Annotated in this window: 15 protein-coding genes and 1 pseudogene; 11 read left to right on the forward strand and 5 right to left on the reverse strand. The window is 69.6% G+C overall.

Translation table 11 applies throughout. From position 1 onward, the window contains the following. The first annotated feature begins 97 nt into the window (after positions 1-97). The 6 genes and pseudogenes from BN159_RS15120 to BN159_RS15145 all read left to right on the forward strand — a co-directional run bounded on the left by BN159_RS15120 (position 98) and on the right by BN159_RS15145 (position 8591). The gene (locus tag BN159_RS15120) at positions 98-1627 is read left to right on the forward strand and encodes a sulfatase family protein (protein WP_015657853.1); all 1530 of its coding nucleotides are present in this window, start codon (positions 98-100) and stop codon (positions 1625-1627) included. Positions 1628-1631: 4 nt separating this feature from the next. After that, complete coding sequence (locus BN159_RS15125; RefSeq protein ID WP_015657854.1) at positions 1632-2309, forward strand: spermidine synthase family protein; 678 nt, start codon at positions 1632-1634, stop codon at positions 2307-2309. 132 nt (positions 2310-2441) lie between these two features. Further along, on the forward strand, positions 2442-3179 hold the full coding sequence (locus BN159_RS15130) for a response regulator transcription factor (RefSeq protein ID WP_015657855.1): 738 nt from the start codon (positions 2442-2444) through the stop codon (positions 3177-3179). Beyond that, positions 3176-4282: a HAMP domain-containing sensor histidine kinase gene (locus tag BN159_RS15135; protein ID WP_015657856.1), complete on the forward strand. Its 1107-nt coding sequence runs from the start codon at positions 3176-3178 to the stop codon at positions 4280-4282. Before BN159_RS15130 ends, BN159_RS15135 begins: the two co-directional genes overlap by 4 nt. 281 nt (positions 4283-4563) lie before the next feature. After that, positions 4564-8344: pseudogene (locus BN159_RS15140) on the forward strand (multifunctional oxoglutarate decarboxylase/oxoglutarate dehydrogenase thiamine pyrophosphate-binding subunit/dihydrolipoyllysine-residue succinyltransferase subunit). Between the two features lie 67 nt (positions 8345-8411). Next, entirely contained in the window at positions 8412-8591 is a 180-nt protein-coding gene (locus tag BN159_RS15145; RefSeq protein ID WP_003992906.1) for a DUF6104 family protein, read from the forward strand. 34 nt (positions 8592-8625) lie between these two features. On the opposite strand, the gene BN159_RS15150 is transcribed toward BN159_RS15145, so the two are convergent. Next, the gene (locus BN159_RS15150; RefSeq protein ID WP_015657859.1) at positions 8626-9471 is read right to left on the reverse strand and encodes a hypothetical protein; all 846 of its coding nucleotides are present in this window, start codon (positions 9469-9471) and stop codon (positions 8626-8628) included. Positions 9472-9618: 147 nt separating this feature from the next. On the opposite strand from BN159_RS15150, the gene BN159_RS15155 reads away from it, so the two are divergent. Both BN159_RS15155 and BN159_RS15160 read left to right on the forward strand, forming a co-directional pair. Then, entirely contained in the window at positions 9619-10584 is a 966-nt protein-coding gene (locus BN159_RS15155; protein WP_041821362.1) for a DUF4097 family beta strand repeat-containing protein, read from the forward strand. Between the two features lies 1 nt (position 10585). Then, positions 10586-11689, forward strand: coding sequence for a PadR family transcriptional regulator (locus BN159_RS15160; RefSeq protein WP_015657861.1), 1104 nt, complete (start codon positions 10586-10588; stop codon positions 11687-11689). Positions 11690-11729: 40 nt separating this feature from the next. On the opposite strand, the gene BN159_RS15165 is transcribed toward BN159_RS15160, so the two are convergent. The 4 genes from BN159_RS15165 to BN159_RS15180 all read right to left on the reverse strand — a co-directional run bounded on the left by BN159_RS15165 (position 11730) and on the right by BN159_RS15180 (position 15112). Further along, positions 11730-12293, reverse strand: coding sequence for a Clp protease N-terminal domain-containing protein (locus BN159_RS15165; RefSeq protein WP_015657862.1), 564 nt, complete (start codon positions 12291-12293; stop codon positions 11730-11732). Beyond that, positions 12293-12502 (reverse strand): helix-turn-helix domain-containing protein, encoded by a 210-nt coding sequence (locus tag BN159_RS15170; RefSeq protein WP_041819333.1) that lies wholly within the window; start codon positions 12500-12502, stop codon positions 12293-12295. Before BN159_RS15170 ends, BN159_RS15165 begins: the two co-directional genes overlap by 1 nt. Before the next feature lie 110 nt (positions 12503-12612). After that, a complete protein-coding gene (locus BN159_RS15175; protein WP_015657864.1) occupies positions 12613-13575 on the reverse strand; it encodes a zinc-binding dehydrogenase in 963 nt (320 codons plus the stop codon). A 313-nt stretch (positions 13576-13888) separates the two neighbouring features. Beyond that, complete coding sequence (locus BN159_RS15180; protein WP_015657865.1) at positions 13889-15112, reverse strand: NAD(P)-dependent malic enzyme; 1224 nt, start codon at positions 15110-15112, stop codon at positions 13889-13891. Positions 15113-15718: 606 nt separating this feature from the next. Between BN159_RS15180 and BN159_RS15185 the strand changes: the two genes are divergently transcribed. Genes BN159_RS15185 through BN159_RS15195 form a run of 3 tightly spaced genes read left to right on the forward strand, consistent with a single transcriptional unit; the run spans position 15719 to position 18419 of the window. After that, on the forward strand, positions 15719-16678 hold the full coding sequence (locus BN159_RS15185; protein ID WP_015657866.1) for an ABC transporter substrate-binding protein: 960 nt from the start codon (positions 15719-15721) through the stop codon (positions 16676-16678). Between the two features lie 38 nt (positions 16679-16716). Next, positions 16717-17655 (forward strand): amino acid ABC transporter permease, encoded by a 939-nt coding sequence (locus BN159_RS15190; protein WP_015657867.1) that lies wholly within the window; start codon positions 16717-16719, stop codon positions 17653-17655. Then, positions 17652-18419, forward strand: coding sequence for an amino acid ABC transporter ATP-binding protein (locus BN159_RS15195; protein ID WP_015657868.1), 768 nt, complete (start codon positions 17652-17654; stop codon positions 18417-18419). Before BN159_RS15190 ends, BN159_RS15195 begins: the two co-directional genes overlap by 4 nt. The last annotated feature ends 25 nt before the right edge of the window (positions 18420-18444 follow it).

Genomic DNA, 18444 nt, shown 5'->3' on the forward strand with positions numbered 1-18444 from the left:
TTCCCGCAATACCGTTCACAGGGAACGACCGCACACTGCAAGCTCGTTCACAGCCTGTGAGTGACTTGCGTGGTTTCACGGGGACTTGGGGACGCGGATGGCCGAGGGAGAGCGGCGGGGGCGGCCTGCCCGGCGTGCGCTGATCGCGGGCGGGGTGGTGGCGGCCGCGGGGACGGCCGTGCCGTTGGTCGCGGGCGCGGTGAGCAGTGACAGCGGCCCCGAGCCGCGAACGACCCGCGCAGCCCGTCGTACCGCCGCCCCGGCCGCCGCCACCCGGCGCCCCCGCTCCGACGACCGGCCCAACATCCTCCTGGTACTCACCGACGACCAGCCGAAGGAGACGGAGTGGGCGCTTCGCCACACCGTCGACTGGCTGGGCGGCAGCGGCGTCACCTTCGAGAGGGCGCACGCCAACACCCCGCTGTGCGCGCCCTCCCGGGCCTCGGTGATGACGGGCCGGTACGCCCACCGCCACGGCGTCCTGGACACCCGCCACCCCTATTACCTGGACCAGCGCACAACGGTCCAGCGCCGGTTGCGCGAGGCGGGCTACCGCACGGGCCTGTTCGGCAAGTACCTCAACTTCTGGCGCACCGGCGACAACCCACCGCACTTCGACGAGTGGCTGCTCCAGGAGCCGGTGCGCTATGTCGACGGCCACTACAACGACAACGGCGCCGTCCGCAGGATCCCCGGCTACAACACGACCGTCATCAAGGACCGCGCGCTGGCCTTCATGGAGGCGTCCCGCACCGACCAGCGCCCCTGGTTCGCGTACGTGGCCACACGCTCGGCGCACGAGGTGAACGTCCCGGAGCCGAAGTACGCGCACACGCGCGTGCCCGACTGGAAGGGCCGCCCCTCGGTCTTCGAGACCGGCAAGGACGACAAGCCGCCCTTCCTGCGCGCCGCCGGCCACCCCTTCGCGGCGGGCCGGGACCTGCGCGCCCGCCAACTGCGCACCCTGCTCTCCGTCGACGACGCGATGCACGACTTCCGCGAAAAGCTGCGCGCGCTCGGCCAGTTGGAGAACACGCTGGTGGTGTTCACCAGCGACCACGGCCTGTGCTGGGGCGACCACGGCTGGCTGCGCAAGTCGGTGCCGTACCGCCCGAGTCTGGAGGTGCCCTTCCACGCGTCCTGGCCCGCGGGCGGCCTCGGCACTTCACGCGCCGACGACCGGCTCACCGGCCTGATCGACATCGCGCCCACCTTCCTGGACGCGGCGGGCCTGCCGCCCGATCCGGAGCACGACGGCCACTCCCTGCTGGACCCGGGCAACGACCGCCCGCGCCTGCTCGCCGAGTGGTGGTGGAACCAGCAGGACCAGCGGCCGATCCACAGCTGGGCCTCGTCCATCGGCAAGGGCGACCAGTACACGGAGTACTTCCGCATCCGCCTCGACCACGGCGGCCGCCCCACGATGGGTGACGGGAAGGTGCTGTTCCGGGAGTACTACGACCTGCGCGCCGACCCCTTCCAGCTCACCAACCTCCTCAACGGGGCGAGCGCGGCGCAGGAACGGCGGCTGGGGATCCCGGCGCTGGCGAGGGGGCTGGCGGCGGCACGCGGGGCCCGGACCGGCTCCGGAGTCGCCCAACTCCTCCGGCCGGACCTGACAGGATGAGCGGATGCCCACTTCGTACGAGATCCCCGAAGTACTGGACCGTCGCGAGGGCCCGCACGGCGAGGTCGTGCTGCGGCGCCACGGTGAGCTGCTCCAGATCATCGCCAACGGCTGCTTCCTGATGGACACCTCCGACGGCCGCTCCGAGCGACTGCTCGTCGACGCGGCCCGGGAGGCCCTCGACGACCGCCCCGAACCGGCCGTGCTGATCGGCGGCCTGGGCGTCGGCTTCTCGCTCGCACACGCCGCCGCCGATCCGCGCTGGGGCCGCATCACCGTTGTGGAACGCGAACGGGCCATCATCGGCTGGCATCGCGAGGGCCCGCTCTCGGGCCTCACCGAGCAGGCCAGGTCGGACCCCCGCACCAAGATCCTCGAAACGGACCTGGTCAGATACGTCAATGAGACTTCCGACACGTTCGACGCGCTGTGCCTGGACATCGACAACGGCCCCGACTGGACTGTGACCGAGGGAAACAGCGGACTGTACTCGGACGCCGGACTGGCAAGCTGTGCAAGGGTGTTGAGCCCCGGCGGGGTACTCGCCGTATGGTCCGCGCAGCCCTCTCCGGAATTCGAAGAAACCTTGTGGAATGCCGGGTTCAAACAGGTGCGTACCGAAGAGATCCCGGTTGCCCGGGGCGTTCCGGACGTCGTGCACCTTGCCGTCGGACCTGGATAGCCGAGCTGCGGTGACTCCCCGTACGCTGCTTCCCTGGCGCGGATCATTCAAGCGTCAATCGCAAGCATGCGCAGGCATGTGCAGTAGACGGATCACCCCACGGATTCCGGAAAGCAACTTCAGGGGCGGGCGATGGAGCAGACACACACCTCCCACAGCGGCACGGCGGCGAGCCCGGGCGCACAGCGCCGGGTCCTGGTGGTCGAGGACGATCCGACCATCGTGGACGCCATCGCGGCCCGCCTGCGCGCCGAGGGATTCCTCGTGCAGACCGCGGGCGACGGGCCGTCGGCTGTGGACACGGCGGAGGCCTGGCAGCCCGACCTGCTGATCCTCGACATCATGCTGCCGGGCTTCGACGGCCTGGAGGTCTGCCGTCGGGTGCAGGCCGCGCGGCCGGTGCCGGTGCTGATGCTGACGGCTCGCGACGACGAGACCGACATGCTGGTGGGCCTCGGCGTCGGCGCCGACGACTACATGACGAAGCCGTTCTCGATGCGGGAGCTGGCGGCACGCGTGCATGTGCTGCTGCGCCGGGTGGAGCGGGCGGCGATCGCGGCCTCCACGCCGCGCAGCGGCATCCTGCGCCTCGGCGAGCTGGAGATCGACCACGCGCAGCGCCGGGTGCGGGTGCGCAGTGAGGACGTTCACCTCACGCCCACCGAGTTCGACCTCCTGGTGTGCCTGGCGAACACCCCGCGCGCGGTGCTCTCCCGTGAGCAGCTGCTCGCGGAGGTGTGGGACTGGGCCGACGCCTCCGGCACCCGGACCGTCGACAGCCACATCAAGGCGCTGCGCCGGAAGATCGGCGCCGAACGCATCCGTACGGTGCACGGCGTGGGCTACGCCCTGGAGACCCCGACGCCATGAGCGACGGGCCGGCCGCGCGGAGAGGCCCCGGGGATCCCTGGGGCGGCGTACGCCCGTTCTCGATCAAGACCAAGCTGGGCGTGCTGGTCGTCATCTCGGTCCTGATCACCACGGGCCTGTCGATGATCGCGGTGCGCACCGCGACGGAGCTGCGCTTCATCACGGTCTTCTCGATGATCGCCACCCTGTTGATCACGCAGTTCGTGGCGCACTCCCTCACCGCGCCGCTGGACGAGATGAACGCGGTCGCCCGCTCGATCTCGCACGGCGACTACTCGCGCCGGGTGCGCGAGAACCGCCGGGACGAGCTGGGCGACCTGGCCGAGACGATCAATGTCATGGCCGATGAGCTGGAGACCCAGGACCGGCAGCGCAAAGAGCTGGTCGCCAACGTCTCGCACGAGCTGCGCACCCCCATCGCGGGACTGCGCGCGGTGCTGGAGAACATCGTCGACGGGGTCACCGAGGCCGACCCGGAGACGATGCGCACCGCGCTGAAGCAGACGGAGCGCCTCGGCCGGCTGGTGGACACCCTGATGGACCTGTCCCGCCTGGACAACGGCGTCGTACCGCTGAAGAAGCGCCGTTTCGAGGTGTGGCCCTATCTGTCGGGCGTGCTGAAGGAGGCCAACATGGTCGCCTCCACGCGCGCGGGCATCGCCTCCGGCTCGGGCGGCCACACCCGTACGGACGTCCATCTGACCCTCGACGTCTCCCCGCCGGAGCTGACCGCGCACGCGGATCCCGAGCGCATCCACCAGGTCGTGGCCAACCTCATCGACAACGCGGTCAAGCACAGCCCGCCGCACGGCCGGGTGACGGTGAAGGCGCGGCGCGGCGAGCGGCCCGAGTCGCTGGAACTGGAGGTGCTGGACGAGGGTCCCGGCATCCCGAAGTCGCAGTGGCACCGGGTGTTCGAGCGGTTCAACCGCGGCGCCGTGCCCGCGCCGCACGGTCCGGGCAGCGACGGCGGCACGGGTCTCGGCCTCGCCATCGCCCGCTGGGCGGTGGATCTGCACGGCGGCAGGATCGGGGTGGCCGAATCCGCTCGCGGTTGCCGGATTCTTGTCACTCTTCCGGGAGAGCCATCCGCGTCGAGTTGACGTAGGGTTCGAACCGGAGCCACAAGATCCACGGGCGTCCGGGCTGACGGACACGTGTGATCAGGCAGAGGCCCGCGCCTTCCGTGCGCCTGGCCTGGGATGACGCATACCTCGACAACCGGAACCGCGTTTGTTTCCCGCCATTTCCAAGCCCGAAACACGCTTTCCGATGTGACTTACACGACGATGACCTTGCCCGGCCTCACCTTCCCGGCCATGGGGGCGTAGCCTTTATTCCCGCTGTCCATAACCTTGTGAAGCGGAAGAGGGCGGTTGCCGCCGTGTCGCCACAGTCCCCCAGTAACTCGAGCATCTCGACCGACACCGACCAAGCGGGCAAGAACCCCGCGGCCGCGTTCGGGCCGAACGAGTGGCTCGTCGACGAGATCTATCAGCAGTACCTCCAGGACCCGAACTCGGTGGACCGAGCCTGGTGGGACTTCTTCGCCGACTACAAGCCGGGCGGGGTCGCCGCCCCGGCTCCGGCGGGTAACGCCGCCCCGGCGCCCGCTCCGGCTCCGGCGGCGCCCGCCGCTCCGGCCGCGCCCCCTCAGGACGCCGCTGCGGCCCCGGCGCCCGTAGCCCCGAAGCCGGCCGCCGCCGCTCCTGCGCCCGCCGCAGCCCCGGCCCCGGGCAAAGCCCGCCGCCGCCAAGCCGGCCGCGCAGGCCGCGCCCGCCGCCGCGGCCCCGGAGGGCCCCGAGCTGGTGACGCTGCGCGGCCCCGCCGCCGCGGTCGCGAAGAACATGAACGCCTCGCTGGAGCTGCCGACCGCCACCTCGGTCCGCGCGGTCCCGGTGAAGCTGCTGTTCGACAACCGCATCGTCATCAACAACCACCTCAAGCGCGCCCGGGGCGGGAAGATCTCCTTCACGCACCTGATCGGCTACGCGATGGTGCAGGCCATCAAGGCTATGCCGTCGATGAACTACTCCTTCGCGGAGAAGGACGGCAAGCCGACCCTGGTCAAGCCGGCCCACGTCAACTTCGGCCTCGCCATCGACCTGGTGAAGCCCAACGGCGACCGCCAGCTGGTCGTCGCGGGCATCAAGAAGGCCGAGACGCTGAACTTCTTCGAGTTCTGGCAGGCCTACGAGGACATCGTCCGCCGCGCCCGTGACGGCAAGCTGACGATGGACGACTTCTCCGGGGTCACGGTCTCCCTGACCAACCCCGGCGGCCTCGGCACCGTCCACTCGGTCCCGCGTCTGATGCCCGGCCAGTCGGTCATCATGGGCGTCGGCTCGATGGACTACCCGGCGGAGTTCCAGGGCACCTCCCAGGACACCCTGAACAAGCTCGGCATCTCGAAGGTCATGACGCTCACGTCGACCTACGACCACCGGGTCATCCAGGGCGCCGCCTCCGGCGAGTTCCTGCGGGTCGTCGCGAACTTCCTGCTCGGCGAGGGCAACTTCTACGACGAGATCTTCGAGGCCCTGCGCATCCCCTACGAGCCGGTCCGCTGGCTCAAGGACATCGACGCGTCGCACGACGACGACGTGACGAAGGCCGCGCGCGTCTTCGAGCTGATCCACTCCTACCGGGTCCGCGGCCATGTCATGGCCGACACCGACCCGCTGGAGTACCGCCAGCGCAAGCACCCCGACCTGGACATCACCGAGCACGGCCTCACCCTGTGGGACCTGGAGCGCGAGTTCGCCGTCGGCGGCTTCTCCGGCAAGTCCCTGATGAAGCTGCGCGACATCCTCGGCGTCCTGCGCGACTCGTACTGCCGCACCACCGGCATCGAGTTCATGCACATCCAGGACCCGAAGCAGCGCAAGTGGATCCAGGACCGCATCGAGCGCGGGCACACCAAGCCCGAGCGCGAGGAGCAGCTGCGCATCCTGCGCCGGCTGAACGCGGCGGAGGCCTTCGAGACCTTCCTCCAGACGAAGTACGTCGGCCAGAAGCGCTTCTCGCTGGAGGGCGGCGAGTCCGTCATCCCGCTGCTCGACGCGGTGCTGGACTCGGCCGCCGAGTCGCGCCTGGACGAGGTCGTCATCGGCATGGCCCACCGCGGCCGCCTGAACGTCCTTGCCAACATCGTCGGCAAGTCGTACGCCCAGATCTTCCGCGAGTTCGAGGGCAACCTCGACCCGAAGTCGATGCACGGCTCCGGTGACGTGAAGTACCACCTGGGCGCCGAGGGCACCTTCACGGGCCTGGACGGCGAGCAGATCACCGTCTCCCTGGCCGCGAACCCGTCCCACCTGGAGACGGTCGACCCGGTCATCGAGGGCATCGCCCGCGCCAAGCAGGACATCATCAACAAGGGCGGCACGGACTTCACCGTCCTGCCGGTGGCCCTCCACGGCGACGCGGCCTTCGCGGGCCAGGGCGTGGTGGCCGAGACCCTGAACATGTCGCAGCTGCGCGGCTACCGCACCGGCGGCACGGTCCACATCGTCATCAACAACCAGGTCGGCTTCACGGCGGCTCCCGAGTCGTCGCGTTCCTCGATGTACGCCACCGACGTGGCCCGCATGATCGAGGCGCCGATCTTCCACGTGAACGGCGACGACCCGGAGGCCGTGGTCCGCGTGGCGCGGCTGGCCTTCGAGTTCCGCCAGGCGTTCAACAAGGATGTGGTCATCGACCTCATCTGCTACCGCCGCCGTGGTCACAACGAGTCGGACAACCCCGCCTTCACCCAGCCGCTGATGTACGACCTGATCGACAAGAAGCGCTCGGTGCGCAAGCTCTACACCGAGTCCCTCATCGGTCGCGGCGACATCACCCTGGAAGAGGCCGAACAGGCGCTCCAGGACTACCAGGGCCAGCTGGAGAAGGTCTTCACGGAGGTCCGCGAGGCCATCGCGGCCCAGCCGGCCGCGGGACCGGTGTCGGACCCGCAGGCGGAGTTCCCGGTCGCCGTGAACACCGCGATCTCCGCGGAGGTCGTGAAGCGGATCGCCGAGTCCCAGGTCAACATCCCCGACACCTTCCACGTGCACCCGCGTCTGCTGCCGCAGCTCCAGCGCCGGGCGTCGATGATCGAGGACGGCACGATCGACTGGGGCATGGGCGAGACCCTCGCGGTCGGCTCCCTCCTCCTGGAGGGCACCCCGGTCCGTCTGTCCGGCCAGGACTCGCAGCGCGGCACCTTCGGCCAGCGCCACGCGGTCCTCATCAACCGTCAGACGGGCGAGGAGTACACCCCGCTCCAGTACCTCGCCGAGGACCAGGCTCGCTACAACGTCTACAACTCCCTGCTGTCCGAGTACGCGGTCATGGGCTTCGAGTACGGCTACTCGCTGGCCCGCCCCGACGCGCTCGTGATGTGGGAGGCCCAGTTCGGCGACTTCGTCAACGGCGCGCAGACGGTGGTCGACGAGTACATCTCGGCGGCGGAGCAGAAGTGGGGCCAGACGTCCGGCGTCACCCTCCTCCTCCCGCACGGCTACGAGGGCCAGGGCCCGGACCACTCCTCGGCCCGCGTCGAGCGCTTCCTCCAGCTCTGCGCCCAGAACAACATGACGGTCGCCATGCCGACCCTCCCGTCGAACTACTTCCACCTCCTGCGCTGGCAGGTGCACAACCCGCACCACAAGCCGCTGGTCGTCTTCACGCCGAAGTCGATGCTGCGTCTGAAGGCGGCGGCCTCGAAGGCGGAGGAGTTCACCACGGGCCAGTTCCGCCCGGTCATCGGTGACGCCTCGGTCGACCCGGCCGCGGTGAAGAAGGTCGTCTTCTGCGCCGGCAAGGTCTACTACGACCTGGAGGCCGAGCGTCAGAAGCGCGGTGTCACGGACACGGCGATCATCCGCATCGAGCGCCTGTACCCGCTGCCGGGTGCCGAGCTCCAGGCCGAGATCGCCAAGTACCCGAACGCCGAGAAGTACCTGTGGACCCAGGAGGAGCCGGCGAACCAGGGCGCGTGGCCGTTCATCGCCCTGAACCTCATCGACCACCTGGACCTGGCGGTCGGCGCGGACGTCCCGCACGGCGAGCGCCTGCGCCGGATCTCCCGCCCGCACGGCTCGTCCCCGGCGGTCGGTTCCGCGAAGCGCCACCAGGCCGAGCAGGAGCAGCTGGTGCGTGAGGTGTTCGAGGCGTAAGCCTCTGTCCTACGGCAGGGCCGCACCCCCAATTGGGGGTGCGGCCCTGCCGTTTATCCTGGTGGGCATGTACTTCACCGACCGAGGCATCGAAGAACTGGAGAAGCGGCGCGGCGAGGAGGAGGTCACCTTCGAGTGGCTCGCCGAGCAGCTGCGCACGTTCGTCGACCTGAACCCGGACTTCGAGGTCCCGGTGGAGCGACTGGCGACGTGGCTGGCCCGCCTGGACGACGAGGACGACGAGTAGCAGTCGGCGGTCGCCGGGGACTCGTACGGCCGTCTCAGTCGCGGGGCCGGGTCACGTCGTACGCCAGTCCCAGGGCGCCGTGCGCCAGCAGGAGCGCGCCCGCTGCGGCCCAGCCTGCGCTGCGGCGGTGCAGTCCGAGGGCGGTCAGCGGGAGGCCCGCCGCGATCTGGGTGAGGGCGAGCGCGCGGGCGAGGGGGGTGCCTGACCAGGGCAGCCAGGTGCCCAGTCGGCTCGCGTCGACGGCGTCGAGTTCCGCGCGGACCGCCTCACGCCAGCCCGTCCGCTCGATCGCCCGGACGTGCGGCTGAACCCGCGCTGACTCGACGAGACGGTCCGCGCGGTCGCCGGGAGCCAGCCCGGCGGGCAGCTCGACTCCCGCGCGGGTGAGGACCGCCAGCAGGCCACTGAGGCGGGCGCGGGCATCGGCCCCGGAGTCGGGCCGGGTGAGCTGCTCAAGGGACTCCATGTCCAGGACGGGATCCAGACCCAGGCGGGTGGCGAAGGTCCGCATGGCCTCGTCCTCGCCGACGGGGGTGCCGTTGCTGAGCCAGATGTAGCCGACGGGGCGGCGGAAGCCGGACGCGAGGGTGAACCCGGCGCGGTCCCCGTCCCACCACAGCGCGAGTACGGGCCAGGGGGCGCCGACGGCGAGCGCGGTGGCCCAGCCGGTGAGCACGCGGTCGACCGGTTCGTCCCCGTCGGCCCAGGGCGTGCTCTCGGGTACGAGCACGCTCCACTCCCCCGCCGGAACCAGCAGCATGGGTTCGCGGAGCAGGTGGGCGGCCGGGGCTACGGAATCCGGCTCCGCCCGGCAGAGCAGCAGGGCTCCGGGGGTGGGACCTCCGGATGCGGGACCGGTACGGGGAGATTCCGTCGACATGGTCACACGCTAGGGCGATTTGTATTGGTTAGTCATATTCGGCGGCGTCGACGCTCCCCGAAAGAGTGTCTTGACTTTCCTCGGGCGCGATATATCGTGATTGACAGGAGACGCGATATGGCGCGTTGTCACGGGGAGGTCGTCACCATGTCGGAGTGGTCCGTCGCGGAACCGAGGAAGCTCACCTTCGACGAGCCCGTGCGCGAGCTGCACGTACGGATCGTCAATGGAACGGTGAACGTGGTGGGGACCGACGAAGGTTCCGCCCGCCTCGAAGTCTCGGAGATGGAGGGCCCACCCCTTCAGGTCACCCAGCAGGGCGGGACGCTCACGGTCGCCTATGAGGACCTGCCCTGGAAGGGCTTCCTGAAGTGGCTCGACCGCAAGGGCTGGCGGCGCAGCGCCGTGGTCTCGCTGGCGGTCCCGGCCGACACCCGCGTCGAGGTGGGCGTGGTCGGCGCGGCCGCCGTGGTCTCCGGGGTGAGTGGCCCCTCGGTGGTGAAGGGCGTCACCGGCGACACGACTCTGGTCGGGCTCTCCGGCCCGGTGCGCGCCGACACGGTCTCCGGGAATCTGGAGGCCCAGGCGGTGACCGGCGACCTGCGCTTCAACTCGGTCTCCGGGGATCTGACGGTCGTCGAGGGCGCGGGCTCCTCGGTGCGGGCCGACTCGGTCAGCGGCTCGATGATCGTCGACCTCGACCCGGAGGGCCCCACGGACGTGCGGCTCACCAGCGTCTCCGGCGAGATCGCCATCCGGCTCCCGCATCCGGCCGATGCCGACGTCGAGGCCAACACCGCGAGCGGCACCATCTCCAACGCCTTCGACGGGCTCCGCGTGCACGGCCAGTGGGGTGCCCACAAGATCACCGGAAAGCTGGGCGCGGGCAACGGCAGGCTGCGGGCGACGACCGTCTCCGGCTCCATCGCGCTGCTGCGCCGCCCGGCCCGCGAGGAGGAGCCGTGGGACGCGGAGGCCTGGGAGGACGCCCCGGTGGAGAGCACACCGGCCGGCGCAGGGGAGAATTCCGACTCCGGCCAGGACTCCACGCCCGCCACCGAAGCCGACCCGGGCGACCCGGCCGACGGCACGACCGACAAGAAGGTGCTCTGACATGCCTCCCGTCTTCGCCCACGGCCGCCTCCGCCTGTATCTGCTGAAGCTGCTGGACGAGGCCCCGCGCCACGGCTACGAGGTGATCCGCCTCCTCGAGGAGCGCTTCCAGGGCCTGTACGCGCCCTCGGCGGGCACGGTCTACCCCCGGCTGGCGAAGCTGGAGAGCGAAGGGCTGGTCACCCACACCACCGAGGGCGGCCGCAAGGTGTACGCCATCACGGACGCCGGGCGGGCCGAACTGGCCGACCGCAGCGGGGAACTGGCCGACCTGGAGCTGGAGATCCGGGAGTCGGTCGCCGAGCTCGCCGCCGAGATACGGGCCGATGTGCGCGGCGCGGCCGGTGATCTGCGGCGCGAGATGCGGGCGGCGGCGTCGGAGGCCCGGCAGGGCGGCGGCGCCAAGGCCGAGACGCCGCTCGGGGACTTCACGGAGTACACCGACAAGGAGGCCTGGCGCGCGGCCAAGGAGGAGATGCGCCGGGCCAAGCAGGAGTGGAAGGAACAGGCCCGGCGCGCCAAGGACGAGAGCCGCAGGGCCCGCGAGGAGGCCCAGCGTGCCCGGCGCCAGGCCAAGGAGGCGCAGGACCGGGCGCGCGCCCAGGCCCAGGAGGAGATGCAGCGCATCGCCCAGCGGGTCCAGGACCACGTACAGGACCACTTCGCCCGGGGCGACTGGCCGACCGGCGTGCGCGAGGGACTGACGGAACTGGCCAAGGAGTTCGGCGAGTTCGGAAAGGACTTCGGCAAGGGGCTGGGGAAGGACTTCGGGTTCGGGCGGACGGGCGCGGGCACGGGCACGAGTGCAGCGGCCGGTACCGGCAGCGGCACGGCGTCCAAGCCGCGTCCCGAGGGCTCCGGCACCCCCGAGTACTCCGAGACCCCGGAGGACTTCCCCGCCGAGTTCGAGCCTTCCTGGGCCCACGAGGACCCCACCGGCGACCCGGTCCGTGATCTGGACCGCCTCCTGGACCGGTTCCGCGACGGCATCCGCGACGCGGCCCGCGACCACGGTGTCACGGAGGGCCAGCTCCGGGACGCCCGCGGGCACCTGTCGACAGCGGCGGCGCGCATCGGCGCGCTGCTCAGGACGCCCAAGCCCTGAGTCCGGCACAGCGGCGCAGGCTCGGGTGGCCCGCCTCCGGTCACCCGGCCTTGGCCTCGCCCTCTCCGTAGAGGACCCGGGTCAGCGTCAGGTTGGTGACTCCGTGGTCGGCGAGGGTCTCGGCGGGTACTCCGGGCTGGGTCGTCAGGGCGAGGAGGATGTGCTCGTCGCCGATGTGCCGGTCACCGCGGGCGACGGCGACGCGCAGGGAGCGCACCAGGGTGTCCTTGGCCTCCCGGCTGAAGGGACGGTGACCGGACCGCCGATCCTTGCCCTTGCGGTCGCCGGACATCGCGCCGACGCCGTGCACCTCCTCGACCCGGGCGACGATCTCGGCGACATCGATACCGAGCCCCGCGAGGGCGTCGGCCTCGGCCTGGGAGAGTCCGGCACGACGACGGGCCTCGCCCAGCGCCTCCCGTACCGACTCCTTGCGCTCCGCGAGCCCCAGCGCGGCCAGCGCGAAGGAGCCCCGGCTGGCTTCCCGGTCGAGCAGGGCGAGCAACAGGTGCTCGGCGTCGACGGTGCGGGCGCCGGACCGTTCCGCCTGCTCGACCGCTCCGGTCACGACCGCGCGGGCGTCCTTGGTGAATCGTTCGAACATCAATGCCTCCCGTACTTCTTGTGCACGGCCTGCCTGCTGACCCCGAGTTCCGCGGCGATCTCCTGCCACGACCACCCCTGATTGCGCGCGCTGCGCACCTGCACGGACTCCAGCTGCTCCAGCAGTCGGCGCAGCGCGGCGACGGCACGCAGGCCGACCCTCGGGTCACGATCGCCGGCGCGCTCGGCGAGATCGGTTGCCTCACTCATGCCTGTCAATCTAGGTTGACAGAGCAGCATCCGTCAACCCTGGTTGACACGATGGATACGCAAAAGGCGGGCCCGGACAGTCCCGGACCCGCCATATGCCGATGGAGGGGTCAGTTGGTGAGCACGACCTTGCCGAACAGCTCCCCCGACGCCATCTTCTCGAAGCCCTCGCGAGCCCGGTCCATGGGCAGGACCTCGTCGATGACGGGACGGACACCGGTGGCGGCGCAGAACGAGAGGAGGTCCTCCAGCTCGTCCTTGGTGCCCATGGTCGAGCCGACGACCTTGAGCTCCAGGAAGAAGATCCGGGTGAGTTCGGCGTGGGAGGGCCGGTCACCGCTGGTGGCGCCGGAGATGACGACGGTGCCGCCGGGACGCAGGGACTTGATGGAGTGCGACCAGGTGGCGGCGCCGACGGTCTCGATGACGGCGTCGACACGCTGCGGCAGCCGGGCGCCAGGCTCGACGGCCTCCACGGCACCGAGCTCAAGAGCCCGCTTCCGCTTGGCCTCGTCACGGCTCGTCGCGAAGACGCGCAGCCCGGCGGCCTTGCCGAGGACGATCGCGGCGGTGGCGACGCCTCCGCCGGCGCCTTGGACGAGGACTGAGTCACCGGGGCGGACACCGGCGTTGGTGAAGAGCATCCGGTAGGCGGTGAGCCACGCGGTCGGCAGACAGGCCGCCTCGGCGAAGGACAGCTCCTTGGGCTTGGGCAGGATGTTCCAGGTGGGCACGGCGACCTGTTCGGCGAAGGTGCCCTGGTAGTGCTCGGTGAGGATCGAGCGGGGTTCCCTGGGACCCACGCCGTGACCGCTCTGGCCGATGACGGAGTGCAGGACGACCTCGTTGCCGTCCTGGTCGACTCCGGCGGCGTCGCAGCCGAGGATCATCGGCAGCTTGTCCTCCGCGAGGCCGACGCCGCGCAGGGACCAGAGGTCGTGGTGGTTGAGGGAGGCGGCTTTGATGTTGACGACACTCCAGCCGGGACGAGCCTCGGGAGCGGGCCGCTCCCCCAACTCAAGTCCGCTGAGCGGCTGGTCGCGGTCGATTCGGGCGGCGTAGACAGCGAACATGACCTTGACGATAGGCCCGCACCCCCAACTCCGGAACCGCCACCCCCTGTGACACATGCCCTCTTGTGCTTCGGGCGGGCCACATCGCAGGACGCCACATCTCAGCCCGTCCGGCGTTTGAGGACGAGGCCCGTTCAGGGCCGACAGCGGGGGTCTGGGGGCGGCAGCCCCCAGTGGGGGTCCCCCTTCTGGGGGAGGGACGGGTAGGGGCGGCGGGGGCGAAGGACAAACCACCCGCCCAGCCCAACCCCCAGGTAAAAAATGACCCCGGCCAGAAAACCCGGCCGGGGCCACCTCAGCTACCGCACACGGCTCAGCGCCGCGCCACACCCTCCGCCCGAGCCGCGGCAGCAACCGCCGCCGTGACCGCCGGAGCGACCCGCTCGTCGAAGGGGGACGGGATGACATAGTCCGCGGCGAGATCGTCACCGACCACCGACGCCAGCGCCTCCGCCGCCGCGATCTTCATCCCCTCCGTGATCCGGGAGGCCCGGACCTGAAGGGCGCCCGCGAAGATCCCGGGGAAGGCGAGGACGTTGTTGATCTGGTTCGGGAAGTCCGACCGCCCCGTCGCCACGACCGCCGCGTACTTGTGCGCGACCTCGGGGTGCACCTCGGGGTTCGGGTTGGCCATCGCGAACACGAAGGCACCCTTGGCCATGGAGGCGACCGCGGACTCCGCGACCGTACCGCCGGAGACGCCGATGAAGACGTCGGCGCCGGACAGGGCGTCCTCGAGGGAACCGGAGATCCCGGCCTTGTTCGTGAACCCGGCGACCTCGCGCTTGACGTCGGTCAGATCCGTACGGTCCGCCGAGATGATGCCCTTGCGGTCGGCCAGCGCCACATCGCCGATCCCGGCCCCGACCAGCATCTTGGCGATGGCGACCCCGGCCGCCCCGGCGCCGGAGATGACCGCCCGCAGCTGCCCGATCTCCCGCCCGCTCAGCCGCGCGGCGTTCCGCAGCGCGGCCAGCGTCACGACCGCCGTACCGTGCTGGTCGTCGTGGAAGATCGGAATGTCCAGCCGCTCCTGGAGCTTGCGCTCGATCTCGAAGCACCGCGGCGCCGAGATGTCCTCCAGGTTGACGCCCCCGAAGGAGGGCGCGAGGCGCACCACGGTCTCGACGATCTCGTCGACGCCGGTGCAGTCCAGCGCGATCGGCACCGCGTCCACGCCGCCGAACTGCTTGAACAGAATCGCCTTGCCCTCCATCACCGGAAGGGAGGCCTCGGGCCCGATGTCTCCGAGCCCGAGCACGGCCGTACCGTCGGTCACGACGGCGACCACGGAGGACTTCCACGTGTAGTCGTGGACGAGCTCCGGCTGCTCGGCGATGGCGCTGCACACTTTCGCCACGCCGGGCGTGTACGCCAGGGACAGGTCGTCCTTGTCGCGGACCGGCACGGTGGCTTGCACTGCCATCTTGCCGCCGCGGTGCAGCGCGAACGCGGGATCGAAGGAATCGAGGGGCTCGGCCCCTCCGTCCTGACCCGTATCGCTGTCGCTGCGAGGATTGACGATCTCCGCTGCCACTTTGTCTGACCCCTTAAGTATTCATGGTTTGAGGGTGGCCACTCCCAGGTGAGGGGTGGGCGGGCACCGCGCACGGCCCAGTTACCGATACGTACGGTCAACTGCGGGCGTATACGCGACGGGCGCGCCGCACACGCGCCCTGAGCCCCGGATGAGGGGTGTAAAGCACCTTCTTACCGGACGGACGGCATCGAGGACGAGTCCAATACGTGCAAGCTCACATGGCGGAACGAAGAACGATCATCGATCACCGCTCAGCGGTGACATGAATCATGCGATGTCATACGGACAAGCAGCCGATGCCCCTTGACGGGCGCCCGATTCGCGCTCAAGCGCCGCAGGTCAGGGCCGCCCGGTTCATCCGGATCCTGAGACATGCCGAAGATCTTCCGGCCGGAAGGGAAGATTCCCGCAGAAGGTGCGGCCGTGATGTACCGACCTGATGGGGTTCGGGGGTAATCCGTTATCCGATTTTGACATAGCGGGCACCCTGAATCGCCGAGTCCGAATGGCAAGATGCCGTAATCACACGAGGTCGCGACACTCGAAGGCGTGTGCTCTCGTCGACCCATCGGCAACTCCACCCATCCGCCGGAGGAACCCACCATGACCGCAAGCACCACCCGTCGTACGACCGCCACGCGCTCTCGGCTGGCAGCGGTCGCCTCGATCGCGGTCGCAGGCGCCCTGATTCTCACCGGCTGCGGTGACCAGACCAAGGACAACGGCTCCGACAGCAGCGAGACCAGCGCGGCGCCGCTGGCCGACAAGCTGCCCCAGGCCATCCGCGACAAGGGTGTGATCCGCGTCGGATCGGACATCGCGTACGCGCCCGTCGAGTTCAAGGACGACTCCGGCAAGACCGCCGGCATCGACCCGGACCTCGCCGCGGCCATGGGCAAGCAGCTCGGCGTAAAGTTCGAGTTCCAGAACGCCACGTTCGACACCCTCATCGGTGGTCTGGCGTCCAAGCGCTACGACATCGCGATGTCGGCCATGACCGACACCAAGGACCGCCAGGAGGGCATCGACGGCGACACCGGCAAGAAGGTCGGCGAGGGCGTCGACTTCGTCGACTACTTCACCGCGGGTGTCTCCCTCTACACCAACAAGGGCGACGCGCAGGGCATCAGCACCTGGGACGACCTGTGCGGCAAGACGATGGCCGTCCAGCGCAACACCTTCTCCCACGACCTCGCCAAGGACCAGGCGGAGAAGTGCAAGAAGGACGGCAAGGGCACCCTCAAGATCGAGGACTTCGCCACGAACCCCGAGGCCGAGACCCGGATGCGGTCCAAGGGCGCGGACGTCGTCTCCGCCGACTTCCCGATCGCCGCGTACTCCGTGAAGAACGCCGGCGGCGGCAAGTACTTCGAGATCGTCGGCGACCAGGTCGAGGCGGGCCCGTACGGCATCGCCGTCGCCAAGGACAACACGGAGCTGCGCGACGCGCTCCAGGCCGCCGTCCAGGCGATCATCGACAACGGTGAGTACAAGAAGATCATCGAGAAGTGGGGTGTCGCGGACGGCGCGATCACCGAGGCCAAGATCAACGGCGGTTCCTGAACCGGCACCGTTCGACTCGGCTCTGAAAGGCACCACCCGTGACTGTTGACGTCAACAAGACGGACGGTCCCGACGCGACGCCCCCCGCCGGGCCGGAGGCCATCAAGGCCATCCCGGTCCGGCACCCGGGGCGGTACGTTTCGGCGGTCGTCGCCATCGCGCTGCTGGGCGCGGTCGTCTACGCCTTCGCGCAAGGCAACATCAACTGGGGCGCGATCCCCGACTACTTCTTCGACGACCGCATCCTGCACGGCGTCTGGAACACCCTGCTGCTCACCGTTCTCTCGATGGTGATCGGCATCGCGGGCGGCATCCTGCTCGCGGTGATGCGCCTGTCGAAGAACCCCGTGACCTCGTCGATCGCGTGGTTCTACGTCTGGTTCTTCCGCGGCACCCCGGTCCTGGTCCAGCTCTTCGTCTGGTTCAACCTGGGTCTGGTCTTCGAGTACATCAACCTGGGCCCGATCTACAAGGACTACTGGTCGTCCTTCATGACGCCGCTGCTGACGGCGCTGCTGGGCCTGGGCCTGAACGAAGCCGCGTACATGGCGGAGATCTGCCGCGCCGGTCTGGTCTCGGTCGACGAGGGGCAGACCGAGGCGTCGCACGCCCTGGGCATGAGCCACGCCAAGACGCTCCGCCGGATCGTCATCCCGCAGGCGATGCGAGTGATCGTGCCGCCGACGGGCAACGAGGTCATCAACATGCTGAAGACGACCTCGCTCGTCTCGGCGGTGCAGTTCGCGGACCTCTTCAAGGAGGCCCAGGACATCGGTCAGAACGCGGGCTCTACGGTGGAGATGTACTTCCTCGCCGCCGCCTGGTACCTGATCATGACCTCGATCCTGAGCGTCGGCCAGTACTACGTCGAGCGGTACTACGCCCGTGGCTCCAGCCGCAGCCTGCCGCCGACGCCGCTCCAGCGACTCAAGGCAGTCGTCCTGCCCACGCGCCGCCCGAAGGGAGTCACGGCATGAGCAGCCTCCCCATGGTGAAGGCCGAGGGCGTCCACAAGTCCTACGGCTCGATCGAGGTCCTCAAGGGCATCGACCTTCAGGTGCAGACCGGCGAGGTGTTCTGCCTCATCGGCCCGTCCGGCTCCGGCAAGTCGACGTTCCTGCGGTGCATCAACCATCTGGAGAAGATCAACGCCGGTCGGCTGTACGTCGACGGCGACCTGGTCGGCTACCGCCAGAAGGGTGACAAGCTGTACGAGCTCAAGGACAGCGAGGTCGCGCTTCAGCGCCGGGACATCGGCATGGTGTTCCAGCGGTTCAACCTGTTCCCGCACATGACGGCCGTCGAGAACGTCATGGAGGCGCCGGTCCAGGTCAAGGGCGTGAGCAAGAGCCAGGCCCGGGAGCGGGCCCGGGAACTGCTGGAGAAGGTCGGTCTCGGTGACAAGGCCGGGAGCTACCCCACGCAGCTCTCCGGCGGTCAGCAGCAGCGGGTGGCCATCGCCCGTGCGCTGGCCATGGAGCCGAAGCTGATGCTGTTCGACGAGCCGACCTCGGCGCTCGACCCGGAACTGGTCGGTGACGTCCTCGACGTCATGCGCGATCTGGCCGAGTCCGGCATGACGATGGTCGTCGTCACCCACGAGATGGGCTTCGCCCGCGAGGTGGGCGACAACCTCGTCTTCATGGACGGCGGTGTGGTGGTCGAGTCCGGCAACCCGCGCGACGTCCTGACGGACCCGCAGCACGAGCGGACGAAGGCGTTCCTCTCGAAGGTGCTGTGACCTTTCACTGAAGATGGGGCGGTAC

Origin of the sequence: Streptomyces davaonensis JCM 4913, assembly GCF_000349325.1 — a bacterium.
GTDB classification, from domain to species: Bacteria; Actinomycetota; Actinomycetes; order Streptomycetales; family Streptomycetaceae; genus Streptomyces; species Streptomyces davaonensis.